Consider the following 14,516-nt stretch of genomic DNA (forward strand, 5'->3'; position numbering starts at 1 on the left):
TGCTGCCAAAGTTAAGAACAAACTCCCGCGAATAATTCCTCTCGCTAACCCCCATTCTTGTTTGATGCGATATTCTGAAATCGATCGCATCACCGTGCGCGGTAGACCTAAACTCGCGGGAATGGCTAATAATAATGACCAAGCGATAACATATTCATAAATTCCATATTCAGTTCTTCCCATCCAGCGAGCTAAAAAGACTTGTAAGAGATAGATTAATACTAATCCTGCTGCTTTAATAATTAAGGCGATCGAAGCCTCTTTTGCAAGAACATCTAAGCGGATACTTTTTGAAGTTGAAGAGAGGGTAGATTCAGTCATTTAATAAAATTTTAGAGTGATGTTGTAATTTTTGGGCGATCGATAAATAGTAATGTTTGGCATTGCCATTGGTTTCTTTTTGTGCTAATGATTTTAATGTTTCTGCTTTAAGCTCTTTGACTGCTCCTGTCTGAAATTCTAAAGCTAAAAGATAGTCTGTCAGTTCTAAAGTCCACTGATAGTCTTCAGCAGTAAAAGCATTTTGAGCGACTTGCCAAAGTTTTTCCTTTCCTCCTACAAGCCTAGAAATTCTAGTTGCATTTTCTCTTGTTGATAAAGGAAATAAATGAGTCGGGTTGCCATCAAACCAGCCTAAATAGTGATTATAAATCCCCCGTACCGTCCAAGGTATATTACCATAATTCTCTTGAAGATAAGGCTTTGTTGCTAATTCTGGCGGGAGTTTTACAACTTCAACTAATTCATCGGGTGTTAAACCGCGACTCATTCCCGCAAGAGTTTGTGTAAAAATGGAGTCAATTCCATCTCGATAATCGGTGATAATTAGTTTTATTTTTTCCTCTCCTGTAATGGGTAAAGAATGGCCAGAAATCAAATATTCTGGTTCTTCACTGAGGATTTTATCAAGGCTGCGAACCCACTGTTTTACATCTCGATATGACCCCCTAATGGAATAAAGATTGGGAAAGGCACGATAATAATTATCTCCACATAATAATACTTTCTTATCGGGCAGCCAAACATAAAGTTGATCGTCGGTTTCTCCGGGTGCCGCGACTAATTCTAAAGCAATTCCTGCAATATTTAATGATACCCTCTCTTGCGTAAATCGATGATTGGGGGGTACAAAACCATCTCCTCCATTTTTGATGGGCAATTTGCACCATGTTTTGTTTACTGCAATGATTTCTTTGGGGTCAATAAAAGTACCATGTTGAAAACTCGTGCGATCGCGATCGATTTGTTGTAGTTTATTATCTTTAACTCCTCCTGCTTGGAAATTTGCCCTTGCATAAATTGGGATGCGATCGCCGTTCAAAAAAGCGCGAGTCCCCCCAGTATGATCATAGTGGGAATGAGTATAAATAATCGCTGCAATGGGTTTTTGAGTAATATTTTGAAATTGAGTGATAACTCTCTCTGCTGCTGCGATATTGTCTCCTGTATCGACAATAATGACACCATTATCCCCTTCAATGAGAGTAATATGCGCTCTTGTATTTCCCACGGCCACATAAACACCAGATGTCACTTCGATAATCTTGGGTTGACATTCCTGATGTAAATTACCTAGATTATCTGCTAAAATAGAAGAAGAATTGAGGAAAAATAATAACCCCAATAATCCTAAAATCTTGAAGATATTTGCGATCGCATTACAGACTAATTCATAATTCATAGCCAGTTTTTTGAACAAAAAAATACAAATAACAGGGTAGAGGAGAATCTTACCCCGCTATCTTTGAGAGTGATGGTTTTAACTGTGCAGTTTTCTCAGGTATTCCGAGACAGTATACCCGACAAAATCTCCGTGCAGGATGCCTTTATCGGTTAATGTTACCTCGTCATTACCGATCGCAATAAATCCTTCGGCTTCAAGTTGTCCCAGAGGTTGAGCGCAAAGAGACTCTAATTTAAACCCATATTGAGATTTAAACTTATTCAAGTCAAAGCGTAATAATTTCATCCCCAATAAGACATCTCGCACCATAAGGTCTTGACAGGTAAACTTATAACCGCGCACGAGAGGAAGTTCTCCTGCATTGACAATTTCCCCATATTTGTCAAGGTCGCTGGTATTTTGTAGGAGGAAGTTATCCATGCTGCCAAAAGCAGAAACTCCCAAACCATAAAACTCCATCCCCTGCCAAATATTGTAAATGTATTCGCTGCGATCGCTATTGTTTTTGGTGTAGGTGAAGAAACTCCAAGGAATATAATTTTGGCGAGTTAATTCTCCCATCGCATATTGCATGAAACCCTTTTCTTGTTCGGCATCGGGTAAGTTAATCTTTTCTTCTCGTACTCCTTGCTTGTAGAAATCAGTATTGGCAAACGCTTCCATTTGATAGACAGTAATACTCTCAACCCCGGTACCGATCGCACATTCAACGCTCTTTTTCCAAGTTTCATCGGTTTCCCCAGCCAAACCGCTAAGGAGGTCAATATTAATCGTCCATTTGCCTTGACCCGCTTTTTGAGCCATTTCAATAGCGCGATAGGCCTGTTTTTGATTGTGACCGCGACCGCTTAATTGAATGATATCTTCGACAAAGGATTGAATGCCCATACTGAGACGAGTCACCCCCAATTGTGCTAAGGTTTCCAGCTTACTTTTGGAAATAGTTAAAGGTTCTGCTTCGAGGGCAAATTGTTGACGGTTATCAAATTGCTTGAAATTCTCCCGCAAGGTGCCAACCAACTTTTCAAAGTGATGTTCTTGTAATAAGCTAGGAGTCCCACCGCCAAAATAAATAGCGTGTATGGGACGATTTCCTAGATCGAAGCGATCGGCAACCAATTTGATTTCTTTGCACAATGCGTCCACATAGGGATCGAGTTCGGGACGCTCTTTGAGATCGACGGTTTTATAATAGCAAAACGAACATCGTTGCGTACAGAAAGGGATGTGTAAATAAAGGCACATCGGTCGATCTTGTAACTTTTCCCCAATAGCCGATCGCTTCCACTTTTTAAAGGGAGGATAGTTAGGAGTTAAAGGAATCCGTTGAGCATCGAGTTTGGTTCTAGGTTCGGCAATCGCAATCATGAGGCTAATGAATAACGGGGACTAGGGGAATAGGTGATTTAGCTATCTTACGGATTCAGCTACTAGCTACTTTTTCTCGAGATGCTAATTTTTCAGAAACAAACTCCGCTAAAACATGGAGATTGCTAAAGTATTCTGGACTGAGTTCAGTATCGGCAAATTCAATCCCAAATTTTTCTTCAATCAGAGAAATTAATTCTACAATAACGATAGAATCAAGTCCCAAACCTCCTTCAAATAAAGGGGCATTGTCGTCAATCTCTTCTTTTGTAAGATTAACATCGAGTTCATCGGCGATAATGACTTTGAGTTTTTCAATTGCTTTTTGATCTACTTTTTGATCCATGAAAATTATTCCCAAAATAGATTTGTTGTTTGGCTGAATGCGATCGCTGGAGCTAAATTTGTTGCCAAACTTGCTCATTCTAGCATTAACTCGATTTCTTTATAGCAAGTTTTAGACCATAAAGAGGGGATTGTAACAAATTTTTAAGCGTTACTTTTTCTTAACCCACTCTTTGGGTCAATTTTTGGCGATCGACTTTACCATTCGGTAGTAAAGGCAACATTTTTTCGATGATAATTTCATCAGGAATGGCGTGTCTTGGCAATAGATCGAAACAATGAGAGCGAATTTCCGAGGCTGTAACTTCAACCTTTGTCTCTTTGGTAGGAATACAATAGGCAAATAATTTTTTCCCGCGCTGACTTTCTCCTTTAGAAACAACAATAACTTTTTCAATTTCGGCAATACTTTCCATTGCTTTCTCCACCTCAGCAAAGAAAACAAGGAGTCCATTTCGATTCACGCTATGGTCGCAACGGCCAATCACTTCCAAACCATATTTTCCTATCCGTCCGAAATCTTTGGTCCGAAACCAATCTCCTGTTTCTGATGGGAGAGAATTGCCTTTAAGATCGACGTAACTATCAAATCCGCAGTTGTGCAGACACCATAGTTCTCCTGTATCTTCCATTCCTTCTCCCTCTTCAAGGGATTGCTTTTCTAGACGCATTTGGACTCCTGGCATGGGCTGTCCAACGGTGCGATCGCGGACTTCTAGGGTATCATCGGGACTGCCGGCGGCGATCGCCCCCATTTCCGTGCTACCGTACAATTTAACTAAGCAACCAAATCGATCGTTATATTGCTTAAAGGTGTCTTCTCGAACCCGATCGCCGGCAGCAACGGTTAATCTATAAGGTCTGGGCGATCGACGACCCCGTAATAGAGTTTCGCAAAAAATGGGAGTCATAAAGGCAACATTAGGATTGAACTCTCGTTCCCTCTGCAAGTATCTCAGTAAATTCGCCCCTTTTTGTAGGTCGATGGACGCACCAACCATTACCCCAGGTAGAAATGCTGCTCCTAAACCATACATATGAAAAATAGGGACGGGAATGGCAATGCGATCGCCATTCTTAAGATGTAATCGCTGCACGCAGTTGAGAACATTATCCCGTAATTTAGCATGAGAGTGAGCTACCAGTTTGGGATTTCCGGTACTGCCCGAAGTTCGCACGTACAAGGTCGGGTTTGACACTTCTGAGACAGGATTTGCACCCACCCAGCCATCATTTTCCCATATTTTTAACCAGCGATCGGGATGAAGGAGGACTTCATTCTCTGCATCGGCAGCCAAATCAATTCTCAGACCATAACGACAGAACAAAGGAATTTCCGGCCTATCTTCCTCGGAAATATTTGCTGTTTTTGGAAATAAGAAAAAACTATACTCCCTCTCGAGGAAATACAGCAAAACTAAAGCGCTGGGAACCGAATTAACACATTCCAATGCCAACCGATCGCCGCGATCTATGTTGTGGTTAGCAAAGAAGAAATCGAGTTGCTCGAAAGTGTCTGGAATCTGTAAGTAAGAATGAGTCAACTGTCCATCTGCCAATAGGCTGATTGACGAAGAATCGTTGATAAATTTCATGCCTAAATTTCATGCCGCCATTATCATGACCCGAGTTAGGATTTATGCTGTATAAATTCTGACATTTTATCTCCAATTCGTAAACTCACCGGAATACAATTTATAGTAGGACTGATATTAGTTGTTTTGTTCTGTTTTTGATTTAAAAGCTCCATCCTGCATCCTGCAAGGAATTTAACACTCTTGAAAATTATTGCATACCTTATCGCTTTAAAAAATTCCGATCAACTATTTCCAATTGGAGAAATTTACGGTAAGCTGTTGGGGAAAAATATTGGTGACAAAACCTTAAATCCTTTCGTTAGGTGAGTTATCGTTGTTTTTGATTAAGTGTGAGGAATTATTAATGTCGAAAATCCTAAGAACGTCTTTACTTGCAGGTTCTGCTACTCTCGGTTTATGCCTTGTCAGTTCGGGAAATGCCTTGGCAGACCCATCGACTGGCGACCTTTTACAGCAAGTCGAAAGCTACAGTCTAGAAATGGAGGAACCCGTCCTGGAGGATACCGAAGCTCAATTTACTGGAGCCTCGAAATTCAGCGATGTATCCCCTGGAGATTGGGCTTTCCAAGCCTTAGATGACTTGGTGCAACGCTACGATTGTCTTAAAGGCTATCCCAACGGAACCTATCGCGGCAATCGCGCCCTGACTCGCTACGAATTTGCTGCTGGTTTAAATGCCTGCTTGCAACAAATCGAGCGCTTAATTGCCGAAACCACGGGAGAGTTTACAACACGGGAAGACTTAGCTGTTCTGCGTCGCCTGATGGAGGAATTTGAACAAGAATTGGCACTCCTCGGGGTTCGCGTCGATAACTTAGAAGGGCGAGTTGCCTTTTTAGAAGATAACCAATTCTCTACCACTACCAGATTAAATGGTGTGATGATGACCAATTTGGACATCGCCACGGGCGATCGCGCCAAGATTTTTGGTCTTAATGGTGCTGAATACTTTGATTTGGGTCTATTAGACAATCTGGGGACTCTCGCCACCCCAGCATCTGTGGCTAACATTATCGATCAGAACCGGATGATCGGCTTGTTTGAAGAGGGTGGAACAGTTGATTCGATTACTTTGGGAGAATATCTCGCAGCCGACAGTTTGGCTGGTGGAACAGTTATTAACGCATTCATCAACGACTTGGCTACCATTCACGCAGCTGGTAATGATACGGCCGGTAACTTCCGAACCGATCGCAATAATGCCTTAGCCTTTGGTTATCGAGCGCGTTTAGCCTTCGATACCAGCTTCACGGGGCGCGATCGCCTGCGAATTCGGCTTCAAGCTCGCAACTTACAAAACTTAAAGCGATTCGGGACAGGAACAGAACAAAGTGTTCCTAACTTCTACGGTTTCGCTGCCAATAATAATGTAGGTATCAACAAGGTTCATTATCGTTTCCCTGCGAGTGATAATGTTGTACTCCATGTTGGAGCCGCTCAAATCGTCGTTGATGACATTATCGACTCTCATTCGACTTCCCCCTACGCCTTAACGGGAATTCCCTTGGGATTGGCTTACAATAACTTATTGTTTGAAAGTCAAGGCATTCCTGGGGCTGCGATCGGTGCAAATATTCGTTTTAACGAGATGTTGGGGCTAGATATTGCCTACATCGCCCAAGATGCGAATGATGCCAATCTTGGGATATTTGGGGGATCCTTCATCCTGCCGATCCAACTTAATGTCAAAGTCGGCAATGATGTTAAACTTGCTTTTGCTTATGCTCGTAGTTTCGCTCCTGGTGGTCTTCGCACCGATGAGAATATTGTCCTATCCACGACTGGTAGTGTTTTAGGCCAATCCCCCTTCCTCTGGGTCGATAGTAGCGGGAACATTCGAGAATCAGCAACTTCCGCCAATCACTATCACTTTGCCGGAACATGGGATATCTCTGATGACTTTAATATTAGCGGTTATCTCGGCTATTTGAATGGGGTCGCTGAATCGGGAGTTCGCAAAGGAGATAACGCGGATATGTGGACTTGGGGATTGAACTTGGCTTTCCCAGATATGTTCAAAGAAAACGATGTGATTGTTGCTGGTTTTGGGATGCTTCCTTACCTCGCTAGTGCTGACAACGGACCGAGCGATCGCTCTCCCTCCTATATGGCTAACCTTGAATATCGTTTCCCTCTCACTGATAATATCGAAATTGCCCCGGCAATTTACGCGGTATTTAACCCCAATGGTAATCCCAATAATGACACTATCTTTGCGGGTATGATTCGCACCCTTTTAAAATTCTAATAAGTAACCCGAGTTGCTAGTTACAAATAGGATACGTTTCGATCCCCCTAAATCCCCCTTAAAAAGGGGGACTTCCGGATTCTCCCCCCTTATTAAGGGTAGGGACTATTCATCGGAGAGAGAAAAAATGTAACCCCCAAAGTGCCAGCCCCCTAAATCCCCCAAGTGTGGGGGACTTTGACTCCGGTTTCCCCCAGATTTGGGGGGTTAGGGGGGCGCATAATTGGCGACAAGTCAGGCATTGTAGTATTTTCCTTTTTTCAGAGAAAAAATGTAACCCCCAAAATGCCAGCCCCCTAAATCCCCCAAGTGTGGGGGACTTTGACTCCGATTCCCCCCAGATTTGGGAGGTTAGGGGGGCGCATAATTGGCGACAAGTCAGGCATTGTAGTATTTTCCTTTTTTCAACTCATCGGAGAGAGAAAAAATGTAACCCCCAAAATGCCAGCCCCCTAAATCCCCCAAGTGTGGGGGACTTTGACTCCGGTTCCCCCCAGATTTGGGGGGTTAGGGGGGCGCATAATTGGCGACAAGTCAGGCATTGTAATATTTTCCTTTTTTCAACGAATAGTCCCTGCCTTATTAAGGGGGGCTGGGGGGATCGAATCAATAATTTGTTCATGCTTTCATTCCTGTTGAGATGCTTTAATTTTAAATTCCAAGACTTGACCCTGAGAACTCCCAAATTTGAGCTGAACTCCCGATTCCAAAAGGACTTCTTGATGATGAACCTTTTTCCAGTTTTCCCCATCTGAAAGAAGGGTTCCATAGCGAGAAAAATCCCGTAAAAAATAACTCGGGGCAGATTTTGTGCCTAAAAATGTTTCCCGATAAAATATCTCTGCATGGTTTTGACTGACCCAACGTTCTTGAATCACCAGATCGTTATCGGGACGGCGGCCGACGCGCATTAATCCCCCTTGAATCTCCCAAACCCGATCGCCTGGTTGAGAATGCAAAGATGCTTTGGGAACAACATTTTTTTTGCCTCCAGGTAGAACTGTGGGTAACTCTGTAATGCCTTCCCCAAGGGGTTTAATCAGTTCCCCCTCAAATTCTGGGTGCATATATAAGATCGGTAGCGTCCAAGCGGGTTGGTTAAACTTGTAAAGAGTGAGAAGATGCTGACGGGCGATCGCCACGGCGCGATCGATAGACATTCGATCGGAAAGAGCCTCGGTAAACACCTGAATAAAACTTAAAGCCTCGCGATCGGCGATCGCATCCCGCATCCCCAAAACCGCCGGAACTCCATGATGAATCAACACTTCCGCTAAACTGCTGCGGGGAATCGTACTGCCTTCAATGCGATCGGGTTGCGCCCCCCAACAGGCGTTAAAAACGGCGAGGACGATTTGGGTTCTCACTAAAACTTGTGCCAGTTCTGTGCCGTTAATGGTGGCATCGGGACGCAAAAACAAAGAGCCTCCATCTGGGGCGGGAACGCCATGACCGGCATAGAAAAAGACATTGTAAATCCCCTTTTCCAAGGCTTCTACCAATTCGGCGGGGGTCGGTTGCAAGAGAACATCAACCCGAGGGGGAACCGGGGAAAATGAGCGTTGATAATTCACCTCTTCCGTCCGTTTTTCGATCGCCTCCGACAGCGATCGCGCTTCTTCGCGTAATTGTAGAGATTGATGATTGAGTAAATCACTTTCCCCTAAAACTAACAAAATATTCAATCGGTCCTGCGATCGCTGAGGGGTGAGAGGGTCTACATCGCTAGTAGTACGACTGAATAAAAATTGACGATTTAGAGAAATAGATTGCTTGCCAGGGGCAGGCTGGATGATTTCCCAAGGTAGAGGAATCAAATGGGGGTCGCGGATATCGAGACGAAAGCGTAAGGGTTTATTTTGACCGATGGCCACGCCTCGACTTTGGGACCAACTATTCCGGATCGATCCTTGTAGCAACCAATTCCAAAGATCGATACCCAAATTTTGCATTAAGCGCCCACTGTAATTCTCCGCAGGGATATCGGGATCTGTAGGAGTGTCAAAGGGTTCTGGGGCTATTTGTGGAGAAATATATTCATCTGGCAAGCCAGCGAGAGGAACGTGCAAATGTTCTTGTAGGGAAAACATTTCTTGCCACGCCAGCCATTGTTTCGTCATACGGGCTGGCCAAACACTGTCATGGTGAACGTAACCCCCCGGTAGAGGGGCATGGAGAACCCAGATCGCATAATTTTCTTTTCCTGCTGCGAGTAAGCGATCGACCGCCAAACTCAAACACGGATTTTGCTCTCGAGACATTCCCACTGCATTTGTCGATGCGACGATCTACTATATCAAGTTTTCAGGGACTCAAGGCGATCGCGCTGGAGAAAGAATCCTACAATTTTCGAGTGGCCGTAATCACAAAATTTTATTTGTCAAGTCACTCTGGTACAATATTATTTTTGGTTAACTTATGACTCGCGGAAAAATTCTTGCTATTATTACCGGAGCAATTTCCATCTTTTTAGCTCTTATCTATTTGATTTTAGTTGAATTACTCGACTTTCGGGGGGAAATGATTCCCGCTCCTGTTACGATGTTTATCTTTGGGAAAGGTATTATTTCACAAGAGGCGATCGCCTCTCTTTTCTGGTTCTAAGTTCTTCAAATTTTGATTAGTAAAGTTTAGCTTTTCATGGGATTTATGCAAAGTTATGCCATTATCGGAACGGGTGCAGTGGGAGGGTATTATGGAGCCTGTTTGCAAAAGGTAGGTTTTCCCGTTCACTTTCTCCTCCGTAGCGACTACGATCGCGTTAAAGAAAAAGGCTTGATCGTTGAATCGATTTACGGAGATTTTACTCTACCTCGGGTTAATGCCTATCGCGATCCGTCACAAATGCCTCAATGCGATGTCATTATCGTGGCTTTAAAATCTACACAAAATCACCTTCTTCCTCAGCTTCTTAAGCCTCTAGTGCGGGAGAATAGTGTTATTATTCTTTTGCAAAATGGGCTAAATTTTGAAAGGGAAATTGCCGAAATCTTCCCGCAAAGTTTTATAATAGGAGGATTATGTTTTATTTGTGCCAATAAAATTGCTGCGGGTTATATTTGCCATCTTGACTATCAAGAAATTGTTTTAGCTGAATATGCCTCAAACTATCAATCTTGTGGAATTACGGGACGAATGGAGGCGATCGCCAAAGACTTCCAGAAAGCGAATGTAAAAATTGCTTTAAAAGCAGACTTATTACAAAGTCGTTGGGAAAAACTCGTTTGGAATATTCCTTACAATAGCTTATCGGTAATCCTCGATGCAACTACCCAAGCAATAATGGGCGATCGCCATAGTCGTCAACTCGTGGAAGCAATAATGCAGGAAGTGGCGATCGGTGCGAGAAGTTGTCAGCGAGAAATTAGTGAAAGTTTTATTGCAAAAATGTTGTCTCATACTGAAAAAATGAAACCCTATTTAACCAGTATGAAATTAGACTATAATTTTAAACGACCGTTAGAAATCGAAGGAATTGTAGGCAATGCGTTACAAATGGCAAGAGAAAAAGCAATTGAATTACCCAAAATCTCCATGCTTTATCAACAACTTAAATTTTTAGATACTCAAAATCGAAAATAATATTTTTGATGGGCTTTGCCTATCCTACAGTGATGAATGAAGTATGTTTAGATATGGCGATCGCGCAAGAAATTTTGCAAATCTCGAACTGGCAACCAGAGGAAAAACACCTACAACAATTTCAACAATTATACACACAAATTATCTTAAAAAACAAATCTAGCAATCTCACGGGAATTACAGAACCCCAAGACTTTCTCGAAAAACATATTTGGGATGCGATCGCCGGAATTTCTCCCTTAGAAATATTGGGTAAAGAAGGGGAAATGAAAACGGCGATCGATATTGGTACAGGAGGAGGTTTTCCTGGAATTCCTATCGCGATCGCCTGCCCAAACTATCAGATAACGCTTTTAGATTCAGTGCGTAAAAAAATGCTGCTTTTAGATGAGATAATAACAGCATTAAACCTACAAAATGTCAAGACTTTAATCGGACGGGCTGAGGAAATCGGACAAGATATAAGCCAGAGGGAATCTTACGATTTAGTCTCGATTAGAGCCGTAGCATCTCCCTCTGTTTGCGCTGAATATGCCCTCCCCTTATTGAAAATAGGCGGTATTGCAATTTTATATCGAGGACAGTGGCAGGAAGAAGAAACCGAAAATTTAACTCCTGTTGTCACAAAGTTAGGCGGCCAAATTAAATCGATCGCCTCTTTTCAAACCCCCTTAACCAACAGTATTCGCCATTGCATTTATTTAGAAAAAAAAGTACCAACTCTCCCTCAATATCCGCGTCGAGTTGGTATTCCTACTAAACACCCACTTTAACCGATTTAATCCCAGTCTTTTAACAACTCATTCACTCGGGCGACTCCTTGGGAATTATTTTGTTGTTGATACAAAGAAAGGGCAGTTTTTAAAGCTGCGATCGCCTCATCTGTCCGTCGTCGTCCTTTCAAAGCAAGAGCTAAATTGTAATGCGCCAAAGCATTATCGGGGGCAAGTTCTACGACTCGACGATAAGAAGATGTTGCCATTAAAAACATATCTCGACTTAGCCAAAATGTTCCTAGGGCAAGATGGGCATCGGCTGAGTTAGGAGCCAGATAAGTCGCTTGACGAAATGCCTCTTCTGCGGCCTCCATTTCTCCCTGAGTTTGCCGGATTTTCCCGATCTGAATCTGAACTTGGGGATTTCGAGGATCAAGGCGCAAAACTTCTTCTAAAATGGCAACCCCGCTATCATAATCTCCCTGTTGGAGCAGGGCAACGGCTAAAGGAAGTTTGATTTTGACTTCGCTAGGATATTCGAGTTGTGCTTTTTGCAGTAGCGCGATCGCTTGGGAAGGTTGTCCTTGTTCGAGGAGAACGACTCCGATAGTCCCGTAAATATCGCCGCTATTCTCGAAGTTCTGAACGATACGTTGGTAGGTTTGGATCGCCTCGTTATAGTTGCCCAAACGCAACTGAGCGACGGCCAACCCTAAATAGTTGTCTTTATTCTTGGGTGCGATGGCGATCGCCCGTTGATAAGCCGTTACTGCACCGGTATAGTCTCCAGTTTTCGCCGACGCATAGCCTAAACCATAATAGAAATCAGCATTATTCGCCTCGAGTTCTACGGCTCGGCGATAGGCAGTGACAGCAGCCGAATAGTTTTCTCGATTGGCTTGTAAGTAGCCCAGTCCAGAGAAAATGCGCGGGTTATTGCGATCCAATTGTGCGGCTTGTTCGTAGATTTGGATCGCTGCGTCGTAATTTCCAGCCTCCGAGAGTTCCCGGCCTTGACGCAAAAGAGCGCTCAATTGACTGTTGCTGGCGTTTTGAGAGAGTAAAAGGGGTTCATTACTCGGTTTTGGGGCTGCAATACCCTCGGGTGAGGAGGCGATCGCGGGAGCAATTCCCACAACTACCGAGCAGGTCAAAACCATGCCGACTATGTTGGTGAAGAGTTTTATACCCATTGGTTTGTTTTGCGTGTGTGTGAGGTTAAAGTTCAAAGAATCTTAACATTTCTCAGGAATTTGAGAGAATAACCTCCAGAAAAAAAAAGCAAGCCGCAGGATAACGGCTTGTTTTCTGAGCTTGCTACATGGGAGGAGATACTTGAGATGTTTGCTGCCTTGCCAAACCGGGAGAACCTAGCGGCCTTGAAGGGTTTAATCTCTCAAATTCTTTATCTTATGTAAACTAATGTAACAGAAAAATCCCGATCTTGCAACATTTCTTTACAAAAAAGCTAAAAACCCCGCCCAGAGGCAAATCTAGTTCCTCCGATCGCATTCTCTTCCTGTTGCAAGGAGGGGTAATTCACAGTAAAGTTCTTAATAAACCCTGTTGTCCGACTAAAATTTCCCGTAGAAGCGAAATAATACCCACCCAAATAATAGGCGAAATATCAACACCACCAATAGGAGGAACGAGCTTGCGAGTAGGAATCAGAAAAGGTTCTGTAGGAATGGCGATCGCCTTGAAAGGAAAGCGCGTTAATTCAACTTGGGGATACCAGGTCAGAACAATCCGAAAAATAAACAAAAAGATAGTTAAACCCAGGAGAAGATTGAGAGCGATTAAGACAAAATCAGCAATATTCATATAACTAAAAATTGAATTCAATTTTTTCTCGTTCTATTTTATCAGTCTAAACATAAAAATACTTTTTTCTCTTGCCTGTCGTCTATCTTCCTCAAATCGCTTCCTGAATATCTTGTATTAGCTCATCTATCCGCGATCGCCTTGTATCCCAAGAACACATAAAACGAACGCCTCCAACCCCAATAAACGTATAGAAATGCCATTTTTTTGCTCTTAAGGCAGAAATAACGCGATCGGGTAACTTGACAAAAATAGAATTTACTTCTCTGGGAAACATTATTTCGATATCGGGAATCTTCTTTAATTCCTGTTCAAAATACTCAGCAGATTGATTCGCGTGTCGAGCATTTTTAAGCCACGCATCCGTTTCTAAAATCCCCAAAAAAGGGGCAGAAATAAAGCGCATTTTTGAGGCTAATTGCCCTCCTTGTTTGCAACGATAGGAAAAATCTTCAGCCAAATCTTTATTAAAAAATAAAATTGCTTCTCCCAAAGGCAACCCATTTTTTGTTCCCCCAAAACACAAAACATCGACTCCAATTTTCCATGTTATATCAGCAGGATGCACATTCAAAGCGGCAACAGCATTAGCAAATCTTGCCCCATCCAGATGAACTTTTAAATCATACTGTTGGGCGATCGCGTGAATGGCTGCCAGTTCCTCCAGAGTGTATAATGTACCTAATTCCGTTGCTTGAGTCAGGCTAATTACTTTTGGTTTGGGATAGTGAATATCTCTGCGTTTGGTCACGAGGGACTCGATCGAATCTGGTGTTAATTTGCCCTGTTCCCCGTGACCCAATAATAGTTTAGAACCATTTGAGGTAAATTCTGGCGCTCCGCATTCATCCGTCTCAATATGGGACAGTTCGTGACAAATAACACTATGATAAGATTGGCACAAAGAAGCCAATACCAAAGAGTTTGCGGCAGTTCCATTGAATACGAAAAACACTTCGCAATCAATTGCAAAAAGTTCTCGAAAATAATCTGTTGCTTTTTGCGTCCACTCATCTTCTCCATAAGCTAAAGCACTACCTTGATTTGCTTTGAGAAGATAATCCATTGCCTCGGGGCAAATTCCCGCATAATTGTCGCTGGCAAATTGTTCGAGCATTGTTTGGGAGAGGGTGTGGGGAGGGTGTGGGGAG

13 protein-coding genes are annotated in these 14,516 nt (G+C 42.9%); 4 read left to right on the top strand and 9 right to left on the bottom strand.

The genetic code is table 11. The annotated features are described in order from the left end of the window. The 5 genes from VB714_RS12210 to VB714_RS12230 form a co-directional block, all read right to left on the bottom strand. Positions 1 to 321, bottom strand: a 321-nt coding sequence (locus VB714_RS12210; protein WP_323224495.1) for an oligosaccharide flippase family protein, incomplete at its 3' end; no start/stop codon positions are given. After that, a complete protein-coding gene (locus VB714_RS12215) occupies positions 314 to 1,681 on the bottom strand; it encodes an alkyl/aryl-sulfatase (RefSeq protein WP_323224497.1) in 1,368 nt (455 codons plus the stop codon). The genes VB714_RS12215 and VB714_RS12210, both read right to left, overlap by 8 nt. 78 nt (positions 1,682 to 1,759) lie before the next feature. Continuing rightward, complete coding sequence (locus VB714_RS12220) at positions 1,760 to 3,052, bottom strand: coproporphyrinogen-III oxidase family protein (RefSeq protein ID WP_323224499.1); 1,293 nt, start codon at positions 3,050 to 3,052, stop codon at positions 1,760 to 1,762. 55 nt (positions 3,053 to 3,107) lie between these two features. Next, positions 3,108 to 3,476, bottom strand: coding sequence for an acyl carrier protein (locus tag VB714_RS12225; protein WP_323224501.1), 369 nt, complete (start codon positions 3,474 to 3,476; stop codon positions 3,108 to 3,110). An 82-nt stretch (positions 3,477 to 3,558) separates the two neighbouring features. Next, complete coding sequence (locus tag VB714_RS12230; protein ID WP_323224503.1) at positions 3,559 to 4,992, bottom strand: class I adenylate-forming enzyme family protein; 1,434 nt, start codon at positions 4,990 to 4,992, stop codon at positions 3,559 to 3,561. A 346-nt stretch (positions 4,993 to 5,338) separates the two neighbouring features. On the opposite strand from VB714_RS12230, the gene VB714_RS12235 reads away from it, so the two are divergent. After that, entirely contained in the window at positions 5,339 to 7,243 is a 1,905-nt protein-coding gene (locus VB714_RS12235; RefSeq protein ID WP_323224505.1) for an iron uptake porin, read from the top strand. Between the two features lie 626 nt (positions 7,244 to 7,869). Here VB714_RS12235 and VB714_RS12240 read toward each other — a convergent pair. Further along, positions 7,870 to 9,504: a CHAT domain-containing protein gene (locus VB714_RS12240; protein ID WP_323224506.1), complete on the bottom strand. Its 1,635-nt coding sequence runs from the start codon at positions 9,502 to 9,504 to the stop codon at positions 7,870 to 7,872. Positions 9,505 to 9,661: 157 nt separating this feature from the next. Between VB714_RS12240 and VB714_RS12245 the strand changes: the two genes are divergently transcribed. Genes VB714_RS12245 through rsmG form a run of 3 tightly spaced genes read left to right on the top strand, consistent with a single transcriptional unit; the run spans position 9,662 to position 11,598 of the window. Beyond that, positions 9,662 to 9,847, top strand: coding sequence for a hypothetical protein (locus VB714_RS12245; protein ID WP_323224507.1), 186 nt, complete (start codon positions 9,662 to 9,664; stop codon positions 9,845 to 9,847). Between the two features lie 36 nt (positions 9,848 to 9,883). Next, positions 9,884 to 10,825 carry a putative 2-dehydropantoate 2-reductase gene (locus VB714_RS12250; protein ID WP_323224509.1) on the top strand — a complete coding sequence of 314 codons (942 nt, stop codon included), beginning with the start codon at positions 9,884 to 9,886 and terminating at the stop codon, positions 10,823 to 10,825. A gap of 53 nt (positions 10,826 to 10,878) precedes the next feature. Beyond that, complete coding sequence (rsmG, locus tag VB714_RS12255; protein ID WP_416309664.1) at positions 10,879 to 11,598, top strand: 16S rRNA (guanine(527)-N(7))-methyltransferase RsmG; 720 nt, start codon at positions 10,879 to 10,881, stop codon at positions 11,596 to 11,598. A gap of 5 nt (positions 11,599 to 11,603) precedes the next feature. Here the strand turns inward: rsmG and VB714_RS12260 are convergent, their stop codons facing one another. The 3 genes from VB714_RS12260 to VB714_RS12270 form a co-directional block, all read right to left on the bottom strand. After that, the gene (locus VB714_RS12260) at positions 11,604 to 12,734 is read right to left on the bottom strand and encodes a tetratricopeptide repeat protein (RefSeq protein WP_323224513.1); all 1,131 of its coding nucleotides are present in this window, start codon (positions 12,732 to 12,734) and stop codon (positions 11,604 to 11,606) included. 346 nt (positions 12,735 to 13,080) lie between these two features. Further along, a complete protein-coding gene (locus VB714_RS12265; RefSeq protein ID WP_416309665.1) occupies positions 13,081 to 13,365 on the bottom strand; it encodes a YggT family protein in 285 nt (94 codons plus the stop codon). Between the two features lie 91 nt (positions 13,366 to 13,456). After that, on the bottom strand, positions 13,457 to 14,482 hold the full coding sequence (locus VB714_RS12270; RefSeq protein ID WP_416309666.1) for a low specificity L-threonine aldolase: 1,026 nt from the start codon (positions 14,480 to 14,482) through the stop codon (positions 13,457 to 13,459). Between the last annotated feature and the right edge of the window lie 34 nt (positions 14,483 to 14,516).

It is taken from the genome of Spirulina sp. 06S082 (genome assembly GCF_034932145.1).
Classification (GTDB): Bacteria; Cyanobacteriota; Cyanobacteriia; order Cyanobacteriales; family Spirulinaceae; genus CCY15215.